Below are 20,997 nucleotides of genomic sequence, written 5' to 3'. Positions count from 1 at the left end.
GCAGCGTTATGACTCGAGAATCAACAGCGACAGGAACCGACTATCCGCGAACCATCTGGACCATAGGTCACTCAACCCGGCCGATCGAAGAATTCTTAACTCTCCTTGCCGAGTTTGAGATCGAAACCGTCGTGGATGTACGTAGTTTTCCAGGATCCCGCAAATATCCGCATTACGGCAAGGACGCTTTAGCGGCCACGCTGCAAGGCCATGGCCTTGCTTATCAGTGGTTTCAAATCTTGGGGGGACGTCGGCGCACCAGCCCGGATTCGCCGAATACCGCTTGGCGCAACACATCATTTCGGGGTTACGCCGACTACATGTCGACGCCCGAATTCGCGGAAGGACTTGAAGCGCTACTGAAGATGGCCAGTGCCTCCCGCATCGCACTGATGTGTGCCGAGGCGGTGTGGTGGCGCTGCCATCGATCCATGATTTCTGATGCGTTGTGCGTACGTGGCGTCAAGGTCCTGCATATTATGGATGATGAGCATGCCGTGGTGCATCCCATGACTTCGCCTGCGCGGGTTAACGATGGAACGCTGACCTATGGGGCGGCTCCGCCGGCCACTAACGACTGACGGCGGGCCGGCGACGGGCTTGTGGCGACCTCCCGTCACTTTGGCTGCGACGCGACGTCATTGCACAGGGCCCGCGCGCGGTCAACACTGGAAACTATGTTTTTGGTGTTGCTTTCGCCTGGCTCATGGCAACCAAGGCGATTCCAAGCGCAATCAGCGCGGCGCTGGGAATCAAAGCTTGCGGCGGCGCTTCGTTTTGTAGGAAGATGGCGATTGGCACGCCGACAATGGCGCCGACCGATCCAAGAAGACTCAATAGAACGGGGCCGCCGGTTTTTTGCAAAAGAAACAGCAGTTGGAATTGCCCGGCAAAAAGCAAGGCCTGGATAACGATAAGGACGAATGGCAAGCTACGATCGGTGGGCACGACCAGTGAGTGGCCGGGCAGAAAGCCAGCCATCAGCAGCATGATTGCAGCGCCCGTCACCATGCCGGGGGCCAGCGCCTCAGCCGAAACACCTTCCGGCCAGCGCAAGGTTCTGTAGAGATTTCCGGCGGCCAGAAACACGGGTCCAACCAGCGCAACAAGAATCCAGAATACCTCGGCTTGCGGCATCCTCAACTGACTTACAGCAAGCACGCCTGCGCCGGCTAGTGCTGCCGCGACACCCACGGCGCGGGTCGTCTGGAAACGTTCCATTTTCAGAACTAGTGCCCCGACGTAGGTCAACAGGGGCGGCAACGTGATGATGAGTGCCACGAAGCTGGCACCTACATGCGGGATGGCGGAAAAAAAGATGAAATTGGACGCGGCGACGCTGACCAGCGCGGATATTGCGTAGTACGTCAAGGTACGCTTGTTGACGGGGGGAGGGCTGCGCCGCGCTGCAGCCACAATCAGCAAAATTGTCGCTGCACCGGTCATTGACCAACCGAGAAGCGCCAGCGGTGCCAAGCCGATATCGCCGGCAAGCTTGGCCAGATTGGTCGACAGCCCCAGCACCAGTCCGCCGGACAGGAGGAGCAGCAGGGGGAACAACCATGTGTTTCTACGGGAGCGTGCGATTTGCTGATGCGTCATGGCTTGCCATCTTGTCGAGATTGGGTATCTTGGCGTCAAGGTAACTGAACTGCTCGAATATTCAAATCGGCCAAGATAGAATCTACCTTACAAATCGATCTTGCCGCCATCTGAAGCTGTGTCGACTGACAATCGGAGGCGCGACGATAGGCAAGGGCATTTATCGATGCCTGCAGACCGCGACGAAGCGGGATATGCATCACATACATGCGCGCATCGGCCAGGTGATTGCTACGCTGTTTACCACTGATTTAACCAGGTGAAGAATGTGTCCATTAAACTGAAAACCGAGACCGAGGACCAGTTGATTGCATCCTTGCGTCGTTATTGGAAGGAGGAAGAAGATTTAGATCTGGGCGAGCTTCGCGCACGAATGTTCGTAAAGTACCTCGTGCAGGAGTTCGGCCCCAGTATCTATAACCAGGCGATACAGGATGCCCAGGAATACATGCAGGAGAAAGCCGCTGAAATGGAGATTTCCTGTTATGCACCGGAATTTACCTACTTTTCGAGCAGGAAAAGGCCGGCGCGCAAATGATCACCGCTGATTGCATCCACTGACAGCCTTGTAACTGGAAGAGGGGTATATTCGAACAGTATTGCGTCGATGTGACGCTTTGCGCCCTTCTTCACAACACCAATCTTCCAGGAGTTGATATGGGACTTTTCAGCAAGATTCTTGATAAATTGGGCATAGGCGGGGCTTCAGCGGCGCCTGCCGCAGGTGCCACACCCGTCGATGCACCAGCGACCAGCGGCAATCCCGTAGCGGTCAACATTGCTCCAGCCGATTCCAGTACCACGTCAGTAGCCCAGCCCCGTGCAGTGCCCGTCGTAGATGTCGTGGCCCAGCTCGAGAAAAAAGCCGCCGCACATCCTGAAAAATTGAATTGGCGCACGTCGATTGTCGATCTCCTGAAATTGCTGGATATCGACAGCAGCCTGACCGCGCGCAAAGAACTCGCGACCGAGCTGGGCTGTCCCGCCAACCTGATGGCGGATTCGGCCCAGATGAATATGTGGCTGCACAAGGCCGTGCTGGCACGTGTTGCTGCCAATGGCGGCAATGTCCCGGCGGACCTGCTGGATTAAGGTCAGACACGAGGCACAGTCCGCCACGCGGAAATGTTTTTGCGGCGCAGCGTATGTACGGCGCTCCGTTGGAGCGCCGTACTGTGCAAATTCCCTGATACAGCATCCGTTTTGCCTTCGATCAGGAAGCGACCAACCTGGACTCTCCTACTTTTACACCTGGCGCAATGCTTCTCGTGGTAACCCGCCATGGCGGTCCGTAGTCAGATAGAGTAATGTTTACGATTTCCAAGGATGTCACTGACATCGATATATCTGCCGGGAAATCATGATTACTGCTTTGGATACTGAACGGTTTTTGCCCGAGGATTATGTGCGAGCTACGCTAGTTGGCCGGATCGCGGACCCGGCCCACGAAGGCGACCCCTGCGTCGTGATTGTTCGAGAAGGCCTGGTCCTTGATATCACACATATTGCCTCCACCGTTAGCGAGTTGCTTGAACAGGACGACCTTGTCGCGTTTCTGCGTCATCAAACCGGACGTCGTGAATGGCCGCTGGAACAGGTGGTCCAGAACTCACTGGCCCAACGTCAGGATGCAGTGCGTTTCATTGCTCCTTGCGACCTGCAGGTGATTAAGGCTTGCGGAGTGACGTTTGTGGGCAGCATGCTCGAGCGCGTCATTGAAGAGAAGGCGTCGGGGGATCCGTTGAAGGCTGACAAGATTCGATCCAGCATCAGCGAAATCGTGGGATCCGCCATACAAAGCGTCAGGCCAGGGTCGCCAGAAGCCGCCAAGGTCAAGGAGTTCCTGCAGTCTAATGACCTGTGGTCGCAGTATCTTGAAGTGGGCATAGGCCCCGACGCTGAAGTCTTCACCAAGTCACCCGTGCTGTCCTCAGTAGGCTCAGGTGAAGACATCGGTATCCTTCGCAAGTCTGAATGGAATAATCCCGAGCCAGAGCTAGTGCTTGCTGTTGATTCACAGGGACATATCAAGGGCGTGACCTTGGGCAACGACGTTAATCTGCGAGACATCGAAGGCCGTAGCGCGTTATTGTTGGGCAAGGCCAAAGACAACAATGGTTCGTGCGCAATTGGACCGCTTATTCGTGTTTTCGACGACAACTTCACGATCGATGATGCGCGCATGCTGCAAATATCTTTGTCCATACAGGGCGAAGATGGCTACGGGCTGGAGGGGCACAGCTCCTTGAGCGAAATCAGCCGCGACCTCCTGGACCTGGTAAGTCAGACGATCGGAACCCATCATCAATATCCCGATGGCGTAATGTTGTTTACCGGGACGCTGTTCGCACCTACGGACGACCGTGGCGAAAAGGGACAGGGCTTTACACACAAGGTGGGCGACCGCGTTACGATATCCGCAGCAGCGTTAGGTGCGCTGGTGAACACGGTACGCCATTCCGAAGATTTACGACCGTGGACTTTCGGTATCAGGCAGCTTATGCGCAGTCTGCAACGGCGCGGATTCCTTTAGGATCACGCCTTTTCTGAAAAGGCCCGGGCCGACGCTATCGGACAATAGAGCAGGCTCACGCCTTGAGCTTTGAATCCAGTTCGGCTTTCAGGCCCGGATCCAGTTTAAGGTTGCGGGCAAGCTCGTCAAGGTAGGCGCGTTCCATGAAGCTTTCTTCGTCGACCATGAGTGCACTGGCCAGATACAGTTCGGCGCCCAGTTCGGGCGTGGTTGCGAGATTTGCAATTTCCGCCGGATTGGCAGGCTTTGCCAATTCGGAATCGATCCACGTCACGTCTGTTACGTCGGACGTAAGCTTTCCCACTTCGGCGTCAATAAGCTGTTTTTCTTCGGTCCCGATGTGCCCGTCGGCTTTGGCCGCGGCGATCATGGCCGAAAGGATGGCCCTGTTGTGCTGTTCATTGTCAGGACTGGGGAGGGCTGACACGGGCCGCGGACTGAGAGCAACGGGGCGTTGCTGTGCGTCTGCGGGGGCCGGGGTGGCTGCTTTCTTTTCCTGCCAGTCTTGATAGGCCTTCAGCGCAACCGCTCCCAATGCAGCGGCGCCACCATAAGCGCCAATCTTCCCGCCCATTTTGCGAAACTTCTTGTTGCCTAGCAACAGGCCAAGGGCGCCCCCCGCGAGGGCGCCGCCGCCAAATCCGCCCATGGTCGAACCGAGGCCCTGACCGGACGTGTTAAGTTTGGAACCCGCATCTTGGGCCAGGCTTTGGCCGGATTGAAGCAGTTGTTGCAAGAGCCGTTGCATTGACATCGCGCTGTTTTCCTTTGATCCAGTAAAAGTCATGAGACAAGAAAGGATCATTTTAGTTGCATGCAGGACTTACAGCGCCTCAGCAGCGGTCAGGGGCGTGTTAAGCGATAGCGGGGATGCCCCAACCCTTCATCAGGGCCTCCAAGCGTAATTGCTGGGTTGAACTCAGTGGCCATGCCGCCGGAGGGCGGGTCGGGCCGCAATCGTTGCCGATCAGCTGGAGGGCGGCTTTCACACCCGTAACATTAGTGCCGTTCAATTCTTCGGCTCGTATCGTTTCGAACTCTTCGATCTGGCGGATCAGCTGCATGGCCTTGGCATACTCGCTCGCGCGCAACGCCTGCAGAATGGCGACGGACTGTTCCGGCCAGATATTGATCAATCCTGAAGTGAACCCCTGGGCGCCGACCGCGCACAGGGCAGGAGCCCAGGTTTCAGCCAGGCCGCCGACCCATACTACGTCTGGATCGGCTCCTTGTATGGCCTGGGCGAGTTTCATCGGACTGGGCGCTGCCCATTTCACGCCGGCGACAGCGGGAATGCTGGTCAGGCGCACGATGGTGTCCGTACCAATGGCATCGTTGCGCAAGTAGAGCATGACAGGCAGGCCGTCAGCGGCGTTCGCAACGCGTTCGACATAGTCGATTAAACCGCGTGGCGAAACAAACGGGTCCGGCGGCTGGTGCACCATGATGCCGTCCGCGCCGGCCATTTTGGAGGCGCGAGCCAGGGCGCAAGCCTCATGAACGCTGCGTCCGACACCATTTATGACGGGCACCCGGTTATCAACCATTTCGACCGTGGCGCGCATCATTGAATCCGCCTCCGCAGCCTGCAGTGCGTAGAACTCGCTGGTGTTGCCATTGATGACAAGGATGTCGACCCCTGCGTTTATCGCACGGTCCATGATGGGCTGAAGCCTGGTGGGAGCGATCTGGTCATCCGCGTCGAATGGGGTGACCAGTATGCCCGATATGCCGGTAAACGCCTGCCGCAAAGTGTGTGAAATAGTGCTCATGTCAGTCTCCCAGGCGCATGGTCGGTGTGATTTGGCGTGGATCGGTGCGAAGCTCCAGCAATGCCAGGCCGCCGGAGTCCTGAGCCCGCTTGAAGGCAGCGGCGAAGTCTTCTGTGCGGCAGACCTGCTCTGCATAGGCGCCAAATGACTTGGCAAGCGCGGCATAATCGGGGCCCTGAAGGCGGGTGCCGCTGATGCGGCCTGGATGGTGGCGTTCCTGGTGCATGCGGATAGTGCCATACATGCCGTTATTGACCACCAGCACAATCAGCTTGGCGCCGTACTCCGCCGCCGTCGCCAGTTCCTGAGGATACATCAGGAAGCAGCCGTCGCCGGCGACGCACACGACGCTTTGTCCCTTGTTGCGCAAAGCGGCGGCCACGGCGGCGGGCAGGCCATAACCCATGGCACCGCAGGTAGGAGCAAGTTCGGTGCGCCCGCCGCGGTACTCGTAGTAGCGGTGCAACCAGACGGAATAGTTGCCAGCCCCGTTGGTCAGTACGGCATTGTCCGGCAACGTCCGGGATAAATGCTTGATAACGGCGGTCAGGTCTACGCCATTGTGCGCGGACGAGAGGACGGAATCTGCGCTGAAGGCGACATGATCGGCCCGCGCAGACCGCGTCCAGTCTGATCGCGTAGCGGCAGACCGGGTCGCGCCAGACCGGGTCGCGCTAGACCGGGTTGCGGCAGGTGGCGGGACGAATGCAAGCGCTGCGACCGCGGCATCAGCCGTGGCCTGAATGGCGATATCGGCCTGGTAAACGCGGCCCAGCTCAGAGGCGTCGACGTGAATGTGGATGAGCTTTTGCGCCGATCTAGGTGGCACGAGCAAGCTGTAGCCATCGGTCATGACGTCGCCGAGGCGGGTGCCAATGGCGAGGATCAAGTCGGCGTTCTTGATCCGTTGGGCGAGCTTTGGGTTCATGCCCAGGCTGAGGTGGCCGCAATAATGCGGGTCGCGGTTATCCAGCAAGTCCTGGCGCCGGAAGGCGCAAGCGACCGGCAAATCCCATTGTTCAGCGAACTGGGCCAGATCCCGGCGTGCCTGTGCGCTCCAGTTGGGGCCTCCAATGAAAACCAGCGTGCGTTCCGACTGCTCGAGCGCCGCGGCGATCTGGTCCACTGCGTCGGCCGGGAGCGCAGGCGCCTGCAGGGGCGTCGCCATGCAGTCGAGTGTACTGCATGCCTCGACCAGCATGTCTTCCGGTAGCGAGACAACGACTGGGCCGGGACGGCCCGACACGGCGGTCTGAAAAGCGCGCGCCAGGATCTCGGGTATGCGGTTTGCGTCAGTGATTTCCACAACCCATTTGGCTAGCGAGCCGAACATGGCGTGGTAGTCGACTTCCTGGAACGCTTCGCGACCTATGTGATTCCGGGCAATCTGGCCCACGAACAGGACCATGGGCGTCGAATCCTGCTGTGCAATGTGCACGCCGATGCTCGCATGCGTGGCGCCTGGCCCGCGAGTGACCATGCATATGCCCGGACGGCCAGTCAGCTTGCCATCTGCTTCGGCCATGTTGGCGGCTGCGCCTTCGTGCTTGGCAACGATGAGCTCGATTTCAGGCGTGTCGTAAAGGGCATCCAGCACTTCCAGATAGCTTTCGCCGGGAACGCAGAACACACGATCCGTGCCGTGCATTCGCAGGGCGTCGACAATGGCCCGGCCACCCGTGCGCGCGGTGTGGTTGACGCCGGTCGCCTGTTGTGTCGATGCGATTGCATCCTTCATTGAATTCTCCTTGGAAATAGCGAGCAGTCGAGATGGCTGGCGATGCAGTGTATAGAGGGTTGACTGTCCAAGGGTATTGCAGGGAAGTCATTTCTGAAATGATAAAAACACATGACAGGGAACTTGCTCCAGCCCGTAGAATGTCCTCACCATACCTGCGCGGCCGTGAAGCTGCGCAGGCATAGGATCAGATCAATAAAACAGGAGACTCAAGCACATGACGCTGTCCAAGAAATCACTATTCCTCGCGCTATTGGGGGGCTTTGCGCTCAGCATGGCAAGTGTGGCGCCGGCGCTTGCCGCCGACGACTGGCCCAGCAAGCCCATTACCTACGTCGTACCGTTCGCTCCTGGCGGAGCCACCGACATCCTGGGGCGAACGTACAGCCAGGCGCTGAGCGAAGCCTTGGGCGTGCCAGTGGTGGTTGAGAACAAGCCGGGCACTGGCGGCAGCCTGGGCTCCGCCTATGCTTCCCGCGCCAAACCCGACGGGTATACCGTAGTTGGAGGAACGATCAGCTCTCACTCCATCAATGTCAGCATCTATCCTTCCATTGGTTACGATCCCGTCACGTCGTTCGAACCCATCATCCTGACGGGCACGCTGCCCAACGTGCTGGTAGTGCGGGCCGATAGCGACATCAAATCGGTTGACGACCTGATCGCGAAGGCTAAGCAGAAGGCGGATGGGGTCACGTATGGGTCCTCGGGCGTGGGGTCGTCCCAGCATCTGGCGGGCGCGCTCTTTGCCGGCACGATAGGTGCACAAATGCTGCATGTACCCTATAAGGGCAGCAGTCCGTCGTTGCAGGCCCTGGTCGCTGGCGACATCGATCTGCTGTTCGACAATATAACGTCTGCGGTCCCCTTGATTGAAGGCGGCCAATTGCGGGCGCTTGCCGTCACATCGTCCACGCCTGCCGAGGCACTGCCAGGCATCAAGCCCTTGAAAGAATTGGGGCTCAAAGATTACGAAGTCGTATCATGGCAAGCAGTCTTCGCCCCGGCCGGGACGCCCAAGCCTATTGTCGACAAACTGCACAAAACCATGTACGGCGCTTTGCAGAAGCCTGAGGTCAAGGAACGCCTGAAGAATCTTGGCATGACCGTATCCGGAGCAGGCCCCGAGGAACTTGGTGCGTTTCAGAAAGCAGAGGTCGCCAAATGGGAAAAGGTTGTCCGCGACGCGAATATCAAGGTCAACTAGAAAGCGTAGCGGCGGCATGCGGGACCACGCCGGGCCAGTTGCCCTGCGTGACCTGATCGACCACTACTTGGCGTATGGACTGCAAAATGTCCCATTGGCCGATGACTGGAGGTCTGTTGCGAGCCGTCGCTATGGCAATATCCCGGGTGACTACCGGACTCACCAGTCGAGCGGCTTGCAGGCGTCCTTGTTCAACTTCTTCTGTGACCGTTGCCAGAGGAAGGATGGTGCATCCTATCCCGGCCTGGACGAGGTTTTTGGTAATGGCGTTTGAACCGTCGCACTCGACTTCGATCTGAAGTTGCATAGTGCAGCTCGCCGCCAGGCTTTCCGCCAATTCTCGCAGTCCGTGCGGTGTGCTCGGCAAAATAAGAGGCTTGCGGAGGGCATCTGCGACCGATATTGTGGGGCCCAATGCGACATGGTCCGGCGGTGCCACAAAATAAAGCGGCTCCTGCAACAGCACATCCATTTCAATCACCCCTGTCTGGCTGGGTACGTACAGCAGTGCAACGTCAATTTTTCCTTCCACCAGCCAGTTGATCAGTTGATGGCCCAGCGCCTCGACCATGTGCATTCGGGTGTCGGGAAAGCGGGCGCGCATCGTACGGGCTACGGCGGCGAAGCTGCGTTGTGCCAAAGTGGGTTGCGCCGCAATGACCAGTCGCGAAGGCCCCTCGTCCGAAAGTGTCACGGCAAGCTTGCGGGTTTGATCCAGTGCAACCGATACTGCCTGGGCGCGCGTCAGCAGCAGTGTGCCTGCGTCGGTAAGCATGACACCGCGACCGCTGCGGTGAAACAGCCGGACTTTCAGGTCGGCTTCCAACCTGGCGATATGTCGCGTCATGCTGGAGGGGTCGATACCCAGTTCGATGGCCGTGCGTGAGATGCTGCCGGACTCGGCGATTTTGACGAAATATTCAAGGGCTATGGGGTTCACGGCGCTAGTTTCCCTTAGGCGTCTTATCGGTCAGGAAACTGACCGGCAATTCGAAGTCGACGACTTCTTCAAGCAGCGACTGGATGCTGCGCATAATCGGGCGTGTATCGTCGCGCCTCATTTGCAATGAATAGTGCAGGGGCTTGAGCGTTGGCCACTTGGACAGCGGTTTCAGCAGCCCGCGATCCATGAGTGGGCCGGCCCAGGCCTGCGGCAGGAAACCTACACCGACGGCTTCGATGAGTAAGGCGGAGACGGCGCTCCATGTATTGCAGGCCAGGCTGCGACCCAGTATGACGCCAGTGCGCGACAGCCACTCTTCAATCATGCGGTGAGTTCCGGCCCCCGGCGGCATGGTGACAAGTGGCGTGTCTTGCAGCAGCTTCGTGGGGTGTGCATCATGGGAAGTTGCGATTCGATGCGCCGCCACCCAGACAAAATCTGCCTTGCCGAGGGGGCGCGAAGTGATGCTGCGCCGCGATGAGGTACCGGCCGCAAGGGTGAAGTCCAGTTCGCCGTTCTCCAGCGCGTGCTCCATGATGCTGCCGATCTCTACGTTTGGTTCAAGTTGCAGGCCAGGGTAGCGCTCCGCCGCCAGGCGCATGAAACGCGGCAGCCAGGTTTGCGAGGCAAGTTCGCCCACGCCAAAGCGCACATGGCCTTGCAGTCCGGCATCGTGCTGGACGCTCAGGCGCAGGGCTTCTGTTTGATCCAGCAAAGCGCTGACTCGCGGAAGGATGGAGTGCCCGGTCGCTGTCAGTGTGGCGCGATAGGTGCCGCGGTCGAATAGCGGTTCGCCTAGCGAGGCTTCGAGCTCGGAAATGCGCTTGGAAAGGGTGGACACTGATAAGTGCAGGCGTTCCGCCGCGACCGCGAAACTGGCACATGTTGCAGCCCAGAAAAAGGCTTCCAGTTGCTTGAGGGTCATGGGTGGAAGAAGCCTACATAGTGAATTTATTCGAACAATGTAATAGGATTATTATCGCTATATATCCACAAGCTTATTCCATACCATACGTGTTTGTCCATCAACGATCCAAGCCGTATGCTCAAGCACATTTATTCCCTCAATGATTTCGAACGTCCGGCCCGTAAGAAATTGCCACGGCAATTGTTCAGCTATATTTACAATGGTGCTGACGATGAAGTCTCGATGACGCGCAATCGTGCAGCCTTCAACGAGTATGTGCTGATGCCTCGAATGCTGGCGGGCGTTTCGCAACGAACCCAAAAAATTGAACTGTTCGGGCATACCTACGACTCGCCTTTCGGCATTTCTCCCGTGGGCCTCAGTGCAATGTGGGCGTATCGCGGCGACGTGCTCCTGGCTGATGCGGCGTCCCGGGCCAACATACCGGCAATCATGAGCGGTGCCTCGCTGATCCCCATGGAAGCCGTCGCCCTTGCGGCCCCGCGGACGTGGTTCCAGGCCTATATGCCGGGCGATGCGGCGAGGGTCGATGCGCTGTTGACCCGTATCAGCACAGCAGGCTTCAAGACGCTGGTGCTGACCGTCGATCTCCCCGTAACGGTGAACCCGGAAAACTATCAACGCAACGGTTTCAGTTCGCCGCTGCGTCCCAGCGCGCGCCTGGCGTGGGACGGTATCAGCCATCCGCGCTGGCTGCTGGGTACGTTCGGACGTACACTGCTGCGCCACGGCATGCCGCATTTCGAGAACTGGCGCGCCGAACGGGGAGCCCCAATTCTTTCAGCCAAGGTAGAGCGCGATTTCCAGGCGCGGGATCATTTCGACTGGAGCCATCTGCGCCAGATCCGCGAGGCATGGAAGGGAAACCTGGTTGTCAAGGGGCTGTTGCGGTGGCAAGATGCTTTGCTGGCACGCGATGCGGGTGTCGATGGCATCATCGTCTCGAATCATGGCGGACGACAAATAGACGGCGCTGTTTCCCCGCTCCTGGTCCTTCCGGAGATCGTCAAGGCAGTGCCTGATGTCGTGGTCATGATGGATAGCGGCGTCCGGCGCGGCAGCGATGTCCTCAAGGCTTTGTCCCTGGGTGCAAAATGCGTGTTCGCCGGCCGTCCGTTCAATTATGCTGCAACAGTCGGTGGTCCTGGCGGTGTCGATCACGCCATTCAGTTGCTGCGAACAGAGATTCATCGCAACATGGCGCTGCTGGGCATAAACCGGCTCGATGAGCTGGACCACACGCTGGTACGCCACGTGTCACGTCTGCGCCCCGAATTTCACCAGCCGGTTTCGCTGGCTGCCAACCTACTGAGTAATCCAGGAAGAGATGATGTCATCAGAAACGCCACATAGTATCCGGATGCACGACAGCGACAATGTTGCCATCGTCGCCAACAACGGCGGCTTGCCGGCCGGCGCAGTACTGGTCGATGGGACCTTGCTTCTCGAGGACGTGCCGCAGGGGCACAAGGTGGCACTGGCCGATATCGTCGCGGGTGAACCAGTCTATCGCTACAACGTCATCATCGGCCACGCCAGCCAGCCGTTGCCGCGAGGAAGCCTGGGTCAACGAACACCGCCTCGATATGCCGCAGGCACCCGGACTCGACAATCTGCCGGTCGCCACACAGGGTGTGAGCCAGCCGCCACTCGAAGGTTACAGCTTCCAGGGCTTTCGCAATGCCGATGGCAGCGTAGGTACGCGCAATATCCTGGCCATCAGTACGTCGGTGCAATGCGTGTCGGGCGTTGTTGACCACGCCGTGCGCAAGATCCGCGAAGAACTGTTGCCCAACTATCCCAATGTGGATGATGTCATTGCGCTCGAGCACGTATATGGCTGCGGTGTGGCGATCAACGCGCCCGATGCCGTGATTCCCATCCGCACCTTGCGCAACATTGCCCGTAACCCTAATTTTGGCGGCCAGGCCATGGTCGTGAGCCTGGGCTGTGAAAAGCTGCAGCCCGACCTGCTGTTTCCGAAAAATACAATCCCCATTCGCGATAGCAGGCAGCACGTCGCCCTGCAAGACGTGGATGTGGTGTGTCTGCAGGATGACGAACACGTGGGTTTTCAGAGCATGATCGATGCCATCGTCAGCGTCGCAGACAAAAAACTGCAAGTCTTGAATAAGCGCCGGCGCGAGACCTGTCCAGCGTCGGCCTTGACGGTGGGCGTCCAGTGCGGCGGAAGCGACGCTTTCTCTGGCGTGTCGGCCAACCCGTTGGTGGGATTTGCCAGCGACCTGTTGGTGCGGGCTGGCGCCAAGGTGATGTTCTCGGAGGTGACTGAAGTTCGCGACGGGATCGCCCAGCTTACAGCGCGGGCGGCCAACCAGCATGTCGCCGATGCCCTGGTGCGTGAGATGGACTGGTACGACCGCTACCTGGGTCGTGGCAGCGCCGACCGTAGCGCCAATACCTCGCCGGGGAATAAGAAGGGCGGTTTATCGAACATTGTCGAGAAGGCCATGGGTTCGATCATCAAGTCGGGCTCCTCGCCCATTGTCGGGGTGGTATCGCCGGGCGATCTGTGCGAGAAGGCGGGCCTTAACTTTGCCGCCACGCCGGCCAGTGACTTCGTGTGTGGCACCCTGCAATTGGCCGCGGGTATGAATTTGCACTTATTCACGACGGGGCGCGGAACGCCTTATGGCTTGAAGGAAGTGCCGGTCATCAAGCTTGCGACCCGCAGCGACCTGGCCCGGCGCTGGCACGACCTCATGGACGTCAATGCCGGACGTATCGTCGACGGCGAAGCCACCATCGAGGAGATGGGCTGGGAGCTGTTTCACCTGATGCTGGATATAGCCAGCGGGCGCAAGCAAAGCAAGGCCGAGGCGCTGGGCCTGCATAATTCCCTGGCACTGTTTAATCCGGCCCCAGTAACCTGAACCCTGCACATCGCTGATTCCACCGCAACAAGGAGGCGTATGCATTTAAAGCTTCCGCTCGATAAGGCCGTTCGTGTCGCACTCTGCGAGGCGTATCTGACCCTCGCGCCCTATCCGGAAGCGCCCACCGTCTTGACGCATTAAAGACCATGGGTCTGCCGCTCGCTATCAGTGTCGAGAGCAAGGTCTTCAAGCCCCACACCAAGGTGTATGAATTGACCGAACGCAGACTGGACTTGCCGCGATCGGAAATCCTCTTTGTCTCATCAAATGCCTGGGACGCGGCAGGTGCAGGCCATTTCGGCTATTCGGTGTGCTTGGTCAATCGTGCCGGCAATACCTTTGACGAGCTGGGCACGCGTCCGGATGTGATGCTTGCAGGCCTGGGTGAGGTTCCCGAATGGATCAGGCGACACACGGCGTGAGCCGTCATCGTGACAGCCTTCAGCTATTCAACGCCATGCCTTCGCGATTGCGCCTGGCGGCATAGAAGCGCCAGAACAGAAGCGCCGCCGTGGCGCGATACGGCGCCCACTGAGTCGCAATAGCCATCAGCGCGCGTCGATCGGGAGACGGCACAATGTTGAACGCATCGCCTACGGCTTTTTGTAGTGCCAGGTCGCCGGCAGGGAATATATCAGGGTGTCCCGAACAGAACATCAGGTAGATCTCCGCCGTCCACGGTCCGATGCCTTTATGGCTGGTAAGACGCGCAATGGCGTCTTCGGCGCCAAGAACCTCCACCGCGGCAAAGTCGAGGCCGCCGGCAACAATGGCTTCCGCCAAGCCCTTTAGTGTGTGGTATTTGCTCCTCGAAAGGCCGACGCCACGTAATGCTTCTTCACCCAAGGCGAGAAAGCCTTCTGGCGTGGTCGCATCCGGCTGTGCCTGCAGGCGCTTCCAGATGGCGTTGGCGCTCGCGACTGAGACTTGCTGGCCGCAAACGATACGGGCCAGTCCGGAAAAACCCGGTTCACTGATGCGCGGTGAAAAAGCACCAGCTATATCGTGTACCTTGGCCAACCGTGGATCGAGCTGCAGCAGGGAATGCAAATGCCGCGCCAACGCCTCGTCAGAGGCAAGGCGATCGGGCAGAATCATACCGTCCATGTTCGTGGGATCGCGATGGCGAACTTAGGAGACTTGCGTTGGCGACTTAGCCGGCAGCTTCCAGTTTGGCCGGACGTAGTGGCACGTATAGCCGTTCGGAATGCGCTCGAGATAATCCTGGTGTTCAGGCTCGGCTTCCCAGAACGCGCCCGCCGCCTCCACTTCGGTCACGACCTTGCCAGGCCATAAGCCAGAGGCATCCACATCGGCAATCGTTTCTGCGGCGACACGCTTTTGCTCATCGCTGGTATAGAAAATAGCGGATCGGTAACTGAGTCCGAGATCATTACCCTGACGGTTTTTTGTGGTGGGGTCGTGAATCTGGAAGAAAATCTCCAGAAGTGCCCGAAAGCTCAGCACGTCGGGTTCGAAAATTATTTCGATGGCCTCGGCATGGGTGCCATGATTGCGATAGGTCGCGTCGGGGACGTCGCCGCCGGTATAGCCTACACGGGTGGACACGACGCCCGGGCGACGGCGCAACAAGTCCTGCATGCCCCAGAAACAGCCGCCGGCAAGAACGGCGCGTTCGGTAGAAGCTGGCATATCGTTACTCCTGATTTGGTGTTCGGATAGTTTAACGCGTGGACCGCCGGCGCGATGGTGTTCGACAATCAGGTCAGTACCATTCATTGGAATTTTTCACGCGTTCCGCGTGATTTTCACGCAAAATCGACGCATTTCCGGGCATGACGCCCCATTGGCATTCATTAGAGCATTGATATTTAAGGATTTTTATAAATCTCGAATCTTGGCATGCCATTTGCGTTTGTCATCGTATCCGGTCTATTGCCGGTACCGTTCATGACTACTTAAGAGATGCCAGATGGATTCATTGAAGATTATCTGCCCTAACGGGCATTTGGGTTTCGCGCCGCTACGCACGGAAAGCTTTCAGGTCGGCGTCGAGGCCGGACCGGACTATATCGCCGCAGATTCGGGCAGCGACGATGTCGGTCCAGTCCCGTTGGGATCGGACACATCGACCAGCCCCGAATCGTGGCAGCGACACGATCTCGAGCAAATGCTGTTGGCTGCGCGAAAGCAAGGCGTGCCCATGATCATTGGTTCAGCCGGCGATACGGGTGCGAACAGCCGGGTTGACCTTTACGTGCGCATCATCCAGCAGCTGGCCGCCAAGCATAATCTACCGGAATTCAAGCTGGGCTACTTCTATTCGGAAGTCGACAAGGAGACCGTGCGCAAGAGAATACGCGACGGCAGCCAGGTAACAGGTCTGGACGGCTATGCGGACTTGACCGAAGACGAGCTCGACGCGACCAGCCGTATTGTTGCAGTGGCGGGAGTACATCCCTATATCAAGTTGCTGGAGCAAGGCGCGGAAGTGATTATTGGCGGTCGCAGCTCCGACGCCGCTTTGTTTGCCGCGCCGGCGATTTTCCATGGTTTCCCTGCCGATAATGCCTATTACCTGGGCAAGGTACTGGAATGTGCTTCGTTCTGCGCGGAGCCGTATGGCGGCAAAGAGACCGTCCTGGGCGAGATTTCGCACGGCAAGGTTGAAGTGACGGCCATGCATCCCGATCAGCGTTGCACCATCGCCTCGGTGGCAGGCCATGCCATGTACGAACGATCCAATCCGTTCGAAGAGCTTTTTGCTGGAGGCAAGCTGGACATGACCGATTGCCACTATGAGCAGATCAGTGAAAAAACGACGCGCATCACCGGATCACGGTTCATCCCGGCGCAGAAGATACGGGTCAAGCTCGAAGGCTCCGGCAAAGTAGGCGAGCGTTTTATTGGTCTTTGCGGTATTCGTGATCCGTACACCATCGCGAATCTGGACAGGGTGATTAGCTGGGCGCGGGAGAAAGTGCAGGAACGATTTGGCGATAGCGGCTATCAGCTCCATTACAACGTGTATGGGCGCGACGGCGTAATGGGCGAACTGGAGCCGCTACGTCACGCCGTAGGTCATGAGGTGGGTGTGCTGGTGCAAGGGGTCGCCCCAACCAAGGAGATGGCAGAAGAGCTCACCTTGATAGGTTTGCGCCAGATGTTCTATGCGCGTCTGCCCGATGTAAAAGGGACCGCCGGATCAGTATCGTTTCCATTGGACGAGGTACTCGAGGCGAGTGCGGCGTACCGCTGGACGCTTAACCACACGATGCCTGTTGACGATGCGCTTGAGCTTTTTCCAACCCATATCACTTCTGCAGGTATTTGACGGAGCGCGCCATGACAACACATAAACTGAATGAACTCGCCAAGACCATACGCAGCAAGAATGCTGGTGTGAACAAGATTACTTTCGATATCATATTCCGTGACCCGCAAACGTATCAGTCGGTCAAAGCCTCGAAGGCGTTGACGCGCGAAACAATTTGCCATTTGTACGATATTTCCGCCGAACGTATCTCGGATTTTGTCGAATACGATCCCGGACTTGCCATCAAATTCACGATCTATCGTCTAAGGCCTAGCGGCTCCGCAGGTGATGGAGATATTTTCGGCGCACAGCAGTATGCGCCTCTGTTGGAGTTGCCGGTCAACCTGCAGGATTGACAAGGTACGCGCCGCAGCGCTACGCGGCGCGCTACTGAAATTGACGCTCATTCAAACAATCAAACAAATGGGAAGTGACTTGATGAAAAAACTCATGTGCAAAACGACTTTTGCTGTTTGCTACGTGCTTCTGCTTGCCGCATCCAGCCATGCCGCGACACCCGTTCCCAAGCAGATCAAGATTATTGTGCCGTTCTCGGCCGGTGCCAGCAATGATTCCATTGCGCGCGTAATTGCCCCGCAATTGGGTGAGAAATTGAAGACCAGCGTTATTGTTGAAAACCGCGCTGGCGCAGCCGGTGTCATAGGCTCGGATTACGTCGCAAAGGCGGCGAAAGATGGCTCGGTACTTTTATTGAATTCATCAACGTTTGTCACGTCGGCAGCAACGCAACCGACCCTGCCCTATGACGCTATAAAAAGCTTCGTACCCATCGCAATGATCGGCCAAGGCCCCCTGGTCGTTGCCGTTTCATCTGAAAAGCCTTATCAATCGCTTGGCGAGTTGCTCGAGGCAGCGCGCGCCCACCCCAAGACACTGAACTATGGTTCCGCTGGGGTAGGATCTTTGGCGCATTTGGCCAGTACCTTGCTGAATGACGCGGCAAAAGTCGATATCACCCATGTGCCCTATAAAGGCTCGGCCAATGCCGCCGCGGACTTGGCCGGCGGCCGTATCGACTTCATGCTGGCGAACTACAGTTCCATGGCCTCACTATTGCCCACCGGCAAGGTGAGATTGGTAGCCACCACGGCCCCTGGTAAGCACCAAGCATTTCCACAGTTGCCACCCGCGGCCCAGACGGTGCCAGGCTACGATGTTGATATTTGGGTCGGTGTATTTGCGCCTGCCGGCACGCCGGAAGACCTGGTAAAGGTGTTGAACCGTTCCCTGGTTGAAATTTCCAGGTCCCGCCAGTTGACGGCTTTGCTGGATATGGACGGCACCGTACCGTCGGACATGAGCAGTGCTGAGTTCGCCAGCCGTGTAGTACAGGATCTTGGTCGCTGGAAGGCATTGGCAAGCCAGCACGGCATCACGGCGAACTGAACGCGGGTGAAAATAGGCCGTTACACAAGTGTTTCCCGCTGATTCAATTCTTGCTTTGTGCCATGTCCAGTTTGGCAAGCTGATGCCGCAGGGCATGGCGGGATATTCCCAATTGGTCGGCAGCTTGGGTCACATTTCCGCGGCTACGCTGCAGCGCAGCGTCGAGCAGGGCTTTCTGAAATTGTTTCGTCTGCTCGAAGTAATCGCTGGGGGTGGTTGATCCGGACGTGTCGTTAGGGTGTTTGAGGACCTCACGCACGATGCGCGCGGGCAAGTGTTTTTCTTCGATGCGTTCACCTTCCTCCAGAATGCAGATGCGTTCTAGAAGATTACCGAGTTCGCGCACGTTTCCTGGCCATCTGTACTGACGGAATATCTCCCGTACCGCAGGATCGATCTGGTTGAAGTGGCTCTCGTGTTGAACGTTGTACTTCTCCAGGAGTCGATCTGCCAGCAGCTGCACGTCGTCGCCCCGGTCGCGTAGCGGAGGAATGTTTATCGATACGACCTGCAAACGATAATAGAGATCGTCGCGGAATTTTCCCGCGGTCACTTCATTGAGCAGTATCTTGTTGGTTGCCGCGATAAACCGGGCATTGGTGGAAAGTTCTTGAACTGATCCGATACGCCGAAAACCGCGGGTGTCCAGTAGAGTGAGCAGCTTGGCCTGCATGACTGGATCCAGTTCTCGAATCTCATCAAGGAAAACGCTGCCGCCGCTGGCGATCTCCAGCAGGCCGATTTTCCGCTCCACAGCACCCGTAAACGCGCCGCGTTCGTGGCCAAAAAGTTCGGATTCCAGCAGATTGCCTGGAATTGCCGCGCAGTTGATTTCGGTGAAGTTGTTCTTGGCCCGGTCTGACTGGGCATGCAAGGTCCGTGCGACCAAGCCCTTGCCGGTGCCCGTCTCGCCATAAATCAGGACGATGCCGGCCTTGCTGCGTGCCACACGTCCCACAAGATCCCGCAATTGGACGACGGATGGGTGGTCGCCCAGTATGGTTTGGAAGGCGACCGGGGGCGGTGTGGGGTGGCGGGCCATGCAGGGCGTCCGGGATGATCAGTGAATTTGGGAAATTGAGGACTTCGCTATCTTGAGTGTAGCGCGCCTTGTTACCAAACTGATGCTATTGCTGGCATCGGGTTTCGATCTATGATGCAGTGTTGTTTGACGATAATGCAGGCAGTGTTCAGGAGGTCAAGATGAAGATACTGATGGTGCTTACTTCGCATTCCAAGCTGGGCGCTACCGGCCGCCAGACAGGGTTCTGGCTCGAAGAGTTCGCAACGCCGTACTACGTTTTCAAAGACGCCGGCGCCGATATCACAATCGCGTCGCCGCTGGGGGGGCAGCCTCCCATAGATCCGTCCAGCGACGAACCGGCGGCGCAAACCGACTCCACACGTCGCTTCAAGGCTGACACCGAAGCGCAAGCCGCGCTGGCTCATACCGCCAAGTTATCCGGTATTGCGGCCTCCGATTTCGATGCCGTCTTCTATCCTGGTGGCCACGGGCCTCTGTGGGACCTGGCTGAAAACGCCTTTTCCATAGGCATCATCCAGTCGGCGCTAGCCGGCGGGAAGCCCGTCGCAGCAGTCTGTCACGCACCAGGCGTGCTGCGTCACGTCAAGACGCACGATGGCGGCGCGGTGGTACAAGGCAAAAACGTGACGGGTTTTACCAATACCGAAGAAGAGGCTGTCGGCCTGACCAAGGTTGTGCCTTTCCTGGTTGAAGATATGTTGAAGGCCAGCGGAGGCAATTACTCCAAGGTGGCGGACTGGGAGCCGCATGTTGTCGTGGATGGACTGCTTATCACTGGCCAGAACCCCGCTTCGTCCGGTGCGACAGCAGAGGCCTTGCTGAATCAGTTGCGCAAAGGAAGATAAGCGCGTAGCCAAAAGAAGGCGCGCGGACATGCCAACTCTGTGGGCAGTACGGGCGCATGCCGCCGCATCGCTGCTTATCTGGCTTGGGGCAGTGCTGGCGGGCAGATGGATAGGTTTTTTATAACGGGACAGCCTAGAGAACGGGCGGGAGCTCCCGCCATTGTCCTGGCTGCAGGCCATCCAGCGACCAAGGGCCGACCTGCACCCTTACCAGGCGCAGGGTCGGCAGGTTGACGGCGGCTGTCATGCGCCGCACTTGGCGATTGCGGCCTTCCTGGATGATCAGCTCGAGCCAGGTTGTGGGGAGGTTCTTGCGGAAACGCACCGGTGGATCGCGTTCCCACAATTGGGGCGGGTCCAGCAGCCTGGCCCGTGCAGGCATGGTAAGTCCGTCATTCAATTCGACCCCATCCCGCAAACCTTGCAACTGCCGCGCATCGGGCTCGCCCTCTACCTGCACCCAATACGTTTTCGCCATTTTGCTTTTTGGATCGGTGATGCGTGCCTGCAGGCGGCCGTCGTTGGTCAGTAGCAGTAAACCTTCGCTATCCCGGTCCAGACGCCCCGCAGGGTAAACGTCGGGGACGTTCACGAAGTCCTTGAGCGTTGCACGGCCGGCTTCGTCGCTGAACTGCGTCAAAACGCCGAATGGCTTGTTGAGCAACAGCAGTCGTGGTTCGGCGGGCGGCGCTTTTGCCGTCCGGCGCACGCCCGGCTTACGGTGATGGAGCAAGGATGCGGAGCGAAAGGGAGAAGGCATACGGCGATGTCCCGCAAATTAAGAGGATCAGTGTAACGCGGAC

The 20,997-nt window shown here is 58.1% G+C and carries 21 protein-coding genes and 1 pseudogene; 12 read left to right on the top strand and 10 right to left on the bottom strand.

The annotated features are described in order from the left end of the window. Positions 1–8: 8 nt before the first annotated feature. Positions 9–581, top strand: coding sequence for a DUF488 domain-containing protein (locus CR155_RS07595; RefSeq protein ID WP_102069388.1), 573 nt, complete (start codon positions 9–11; stop codon positions 579–581). A gap of 94 nt (positions 582–675) precedes the next feature. On the opposite strand, the gene CR155_RS07590 is transcribed toward CR155_RS07595, so the two are convergent. Continuing rightward, positions 676–1,602 carry a DMT family transporter gene (locus tag CR155_RS07590; RefSeq protein WP_102069387.1) on the bottom strand — a complete coding sequence of 309 codons (927 nt, stop codon included), beginning with the start codon at positions 1,600–1,602 and terminating at the stop codon, positions 676–678. Positions 1,603–1,870: 268 nt separating this feature from the next. Here CR155_RS07590 and CR155_RS07585 point away from each other — a divergent pair, with 268 nt between their 5' ends. The 3 genes from CR155_RS07585 to CR155_RS07575 all read left to right on the top strand — a co-directional run bounded on the left by CR155_RS07585 (position 1,871) and on the right by CR155_RS07575 (position 4,135). After that, positions 1,871–2,140 (top strand): DUF2164 domain-containing protein, encoded by a 270-nt coding sequence (locus CR155_RS07585; protein WP_102069481.1) that lies wholly within the window; start codon positions 1,871–1,873, stop codon positions 2,138–2,140. Between the two features lie 119 nt (positions 2,141–2,259). Continuing rightward, positions 2,260–2,694 (top strand): DUF3597 domain-containing protein, encoded by a 435-nt coding sequence (locus CR155_RS07580; RefSeq protein WP_102069386.1) that lies wholly within the window; start codon positions 2,260–2,262, stop codon positions 2,692–2,694. Between the two features lie 268 nt (positions 2,695–2,962). After that, positions 2,963–4,135 (top strand): fumarylacetoacetate hydrolase family protein, encoded by a 1,173-nt coding sequence (locus CR155_RS07575; RefSeq protein ID WP_102069385.1) that lies wholly within the window; start codon positions 2,963–2,965, stop codon positions 4,133–4,135. Between the two features lie 55 nt (positions 4,136–4,190). Here CR155_RS07575 and CR155_RS07570 read toward each other — a convergent pair whose 3' ends face one another. The 3 genes from CR155_RS07570 to CR155_RS07560 form a co-directional block, all read right to left on the bottom strand. After that, complete coding sequence (locus tag CR155_RS07570) at positions 4,191–4,889, bottom strand: tellurite resistance TerB family protein (protein WP_102069384.1); 699 nt, start codon at positions 4,887–4,889, stop codon at positions 4,191–4,193. A gap of 100 nt (positions 4,890–4,989) precedes the next feature. Continuing rightward, positions 4,990–5,907, bottom strand: a complete 918-nt coding sequence (locus tag CR155_RS07565) for a dihydrodipicolinate synthase family protein (RefSeq protein WP_102069383.1) — start codon at positions 5,905–5,907, stop codon at positions 4,990–4,992. Between the two features lies 1 nt (position 5,908). Next, entirely contained in the window at positions 5,909–7,645 is a 1,737-nt protein-coding gene (locus CR155_RS07560; RefSeq protein ID WP_102069382.1) for a thiamine pyrophosphate-binding protein, read from the bottom strand. 217 nt (positions 7,646–7,862) lie between these two features. Between CR155_RS07560 and CR155_RS07555 the strand changes: the two genes are divergently transcribed. Next, positions 7,863–8,852 carry a Bug family tripartite tricarboxylate transporter substrate binding protein gene (locus tag CR155_RS07555; RefSeq protein WP_102069381.1) on the top strand — a complete coding sequence of 330 codons (990 nt, stop codon included), beginning with the start codon at positions 7,863–7,865 and terminating at the stop codon, positions 8,850–8,852. Here the strand turns inward: CR155_RS07555 and CR155_RS07550 are convergent. Further along, positions 8,845–9,792: a LysR family transcriptional regulator gene (locus CR155_RS07550; RefSeq protein ID WP_102069380.1), complete on the bottom strand. Its 948-nt coding sequence runs from the start codon at positions 9,790–9,792 to the stop codon at positions 8,845–8,847. The two genes, CR155_RS07555 and CR155_RS07550, sit on opposite strands and share 8 nt — an antisense overlap. A 4-nt stretch (positions 9,793–9,796) precedes the next feature. Then, positions 9,797–10,720 carry a LysR family transcriptional regulator gene (locus CR155_RS07545; protein ID WP_102069379.1) on the bottom strand — a complete coding sequence of 308 codons (924 nt, stop codon included), beginning with the start codon at positions 10,718–10,720 and terminating at the stop codon, positions 9,797–9,799. A gap of 117 nt (positions 10,721–10,837) precedes the next feature. Between CR155_RS07545 and CR155_RS07540 the strand changes: the two genes are divergently transcribed. From CR155_RS07540 to CR155_RS07530, 3 genes and pseudogenes are all read left to right on the top strand, one after another. Beyond that, positions 10,838–12,076: an alpha-hydroxy acid oxidase gene (locus CR155_RS07540; protein ID WP_102069378.1), complete on the top strand. Its 1,239-nt coding sequence runs from the start codon at positions 10,838–10,840 to the stop codon at positions 12,074–12,076. Further along, positions 12,054–13,617, top strand: a pseudogene (garD, locus tag CR155_RS07535) (galactarate dehydratase). Before CR155_RS07540 ends, garD begins: the two are co-directional and overlap by 23 nt. Positions 13,618–13,766: 149 nt before the next feature. Then, positions 13,767–14,042, top strand: coding sequence for an HAD-IA family hydrolase (locus CR155_RS07530; protein WP_102069377.1), 276 nt, complete (start codon positions 13,767–13,769; stop codon positions 14,040–14,042). Between the two features lie 19 nt (positions 14,043–14,061). Here the strand turns inward: CR155_RS07530 and CR155_RS07525 are convergent, their stop codons facing one another. Together CR155_RS07525 and msrA are read right to left on the bottom strand one after the other, a co-directional pair. After that, positions 14,062–14,727 (bottom strand): DNA-3-methyladenine glycosylase family protein, encoded by a 666-nt coding sequence (locus CR155_RS07525; protein WP_233214006.1) that lies wholly within the window; start codon positions 14,725–14,727, stop codon positions 14,062–14,064. A 24-nt stretch (positions 14,728–14,751) separates the two neighbouring features. Beyond that, positions 14,752–15,273, bottom strand: coding sequence for a peptide-methionine (S)-S-oxide reductase MsrA (msrA, locus tag CR155_RS07520; protein WP_102069375.1), 522 nt, complete (start codon positions 15,271–15,273; stop codon positions 14,752–14,754). Between the two features lie 280 nt (positions 15,274–15,553). On the opposite strand from msrA, the gene CR155_RS07515 reads away from it, so the two are divergent. The 3 genes from CR155_RS07515 to CR155_RS07505 all read left to right on the top strand — a co-directional run bounded on the left by CR155_RS07515 (position 15,554) and on the right by CR155_RS07505 (position 18,304). Further along, the gene (locus CR155_RS07515; protein ID WP_102069374.1) at positions 15,554–16,915 is read left to right on the top strand and encodes an acyclic terpene utilization AtuA family protein; all 1,362 of its coding nucleotides are present in this window, start codon (positions 15,554–15,556) and stop codon (positions 16,913–16,915) included. A gap of 11 nt (positions 16,916–16,926) precedes the next feature. After that, on the top strand, positions 16,927–17,253 hold the full coding sequence (locus tag CR155_RS07510; protein ID WP_102069373.1) for a DUF4387 domain-containing protein: 327 nt from the start codon (positions 16,927–16,929) through the stop codon (positions 17,251–17,253). Between the two features lie 94 nt (positions 17,254–17,347). Next, positions 17,348–18,304, top strand: a complete 957-nt coding sequence (locus CR155_RS07505) for a tripartite tricarboxylate transporter substrate-binding protein (RefSeq protein ID WP_233214004.1) — start codon at positions 17,348–17,350, stop codon at positions 18,302–18,304. 43 nt (positions 18,305–18,347) lie between these two features. Here CR155_RS07505 and CR155_RS07500 read toward each other — a convergent pair whose 3' ends face one another. Beyond that, positions 18,348–19,346, bottom strand: coding sequence for a sigma-54 interaction domain-containing protein (locus CR155_RS07500; RefSeq protein ID WP_102069372.1), 999 nt, complete (start codon positions 19,344–19,346; stop codon positions 18,348–18,350). Positions 19,347–19,507: 161 nt separating this feature from the next. Here CR155_RS07500 and CR155_RS07495 point away from each other — a divergent pair, with 161 nt between their 5' ends. Then, on the top strand, positions 19,508–20,194 hold the full coding sequence (locus CR155_RS07495) for a type 1 glutamine amidotransferase domain-containing protein (RefSeq protein ID WP_102069371.1): 687 nt from the start codon (positions 19,508–19,510) through the stop codon (positions 20,192–20,194). A gap of 133 nt (positions 20,195–20,327) precedes the next feature. Here CR155_RS07495 and CR155_RS07490 read toward each other — a convergent pair whose 3' ends face one another. Beyond that, positions 20,328–20,954 (bottom strand): pseudouridine synthase, encoded by a 627-nt coding sequence (locus CR155_RS07490; RefSeq protein WP_102069370.1) that lies wholly within the window; start codon positions 20,952–20,954, stop codon positions 20,328–20,330. Between the last annotated feature and the right edge of the window lie 43 nt (positions 20,955–20,997).

The organism is Pollutimonas nitritireducens (assembly GCF_002849615.1).
GTDB lineage: Bacteria > Pseudomonadota > Gammaproteobacteria > Burkholderiales > Burkholderiaceae_B > Pollutimonas > Pollutimonas nitritireducens.
The sequence above is the reverse complement of the archived record's forward strand: the minus strand, read 5'-3'. Positions and strand labels throughout refer to the sequence as shown.

Coding starts and splice junctions, on each gene's coding strand:
- CR155_RS07560 (WP_102069382.1), bottom strand. CDS start 7,645: ATGAAGGATGCAATCGCATCGACACAACAGGCGACCGGCGTCAACCAC.
- CR155_RS07580 (WP_102069386.1), top strand. CDS start 2,260: ATGGGACTTTTCAGCAAGATTCTTGATAAATTGGGCATAGGCGGGGCT.
- CR155_RS07555 (WP_102069381.1), top strand. CDS start 7,863: ATGACGCTGTCCAAGAAATCACTATTCCTCGCGCTATTGGGGGGCTTT.
- CR155_RS07540 (WP_102069378.1), top strand. CDS start 10,838: ATGCTCAAGCACATTTATTCCCTCAATGATTTCGAACGTCCGGCCCGT.
- msrA (WP_102069375.1), bottom strand. CDS start 15,273: ATGCCAGCTTCTACCGAACGCGCCGTTCTTGCCGGCGGCTGTTTCTGG.
- CR155_RS07515 (WP_102069374.1), top strand. CDS start 15,554: ATGGATTCATTGAAGATTATCTGCCCTAACGGGCATTTGGGTTTCGCG.
- CR155_RS07500 (WP_102069372.1), bottom strand. CDS start 19,346: ATGGCCCGCCACCCCACACCGCCCCCGGTCGCCTTCCAAACCATACTG.
- CR155_RS07505 (WP_233214004.1), top strand. CDS start 17,348: ATGTGCAAAACGACTTTTGCTGTTTGCTACGTGCTTCTGCTTGCCGCA.
- CR155_RS07565 (WP_102069383.1), bottom strand. CDS start 5,907: ATGAGCACTATTTCACACACTTTGCGGCAGGCGTTTACCGGCATATCG.
- CR155_RS07495 (WP_102069371.1), top strand. CDS start 19,508: ATGAAGATACTGATGGTGCTTACTTCGCATTCCAAGCTGGGCGCTACC.
- CR155_RS07590 (WP_102069387.1), bottom strand. CDS start 1,602: ATGACGCATCAGCAAATCGCACGCTCCCGTAGAAACACATGGTTGTTC.
- CR155_RS07525 (WP_233214006.1), bottom strand. CDS start 14,727: ATGGACGGTATGATTCTGCCCGATCGCCTTGCCTCTGACGAGGCGTTG.
- CR155_RS07530 (WP_102069377.1), top strand. CDS start 13,767: ATGGGTCTGCCGCTCGCTATCAGTGTCGAGAGCAAGGTCTTCAAGCCC.
- CR155_RS07490 (WP_102069370.1), bottom strand. CDS start 20,954: ATGCCTTCTCCCTTTCGCTCCGCATCCTTGCTCCATCACCGTAAGCCG.
- CR155_RS07570 (WP_102069384.1), bottom strand. CDS start 4,889: ATGTCAATGCAACGGCTCTTGCAACAACTGCTTCAATCCGGCCAAAGC.
- CR155_RS07575 (WP_102069385.1), top strand. CDS start 2,963: ATGATTACTGCTTTGGATACTGAACGGTTTTTGCCCGAGGATTATGTG.
- CR155_RS07595 (WP_102069388.1), top strand. CDS start 9: ATGACTCGAGAATCAACAGCGACAGGAACCGACTATCCGCGAACCATC.
- CR155_RS07545 (WP_102069379.1), bottom strand. CDS start 10,720: ATGACCCTCAAGCAACTGGAAGCCTTTTTCTGGGCTGCAACATGTGCC.
- CR155_RS07510 (WP_102069373.1), top strand. CDS start 16,927: ATGACAACACATAAACTGAATGAACTCGCCAAGACCATACGCAGCAAG.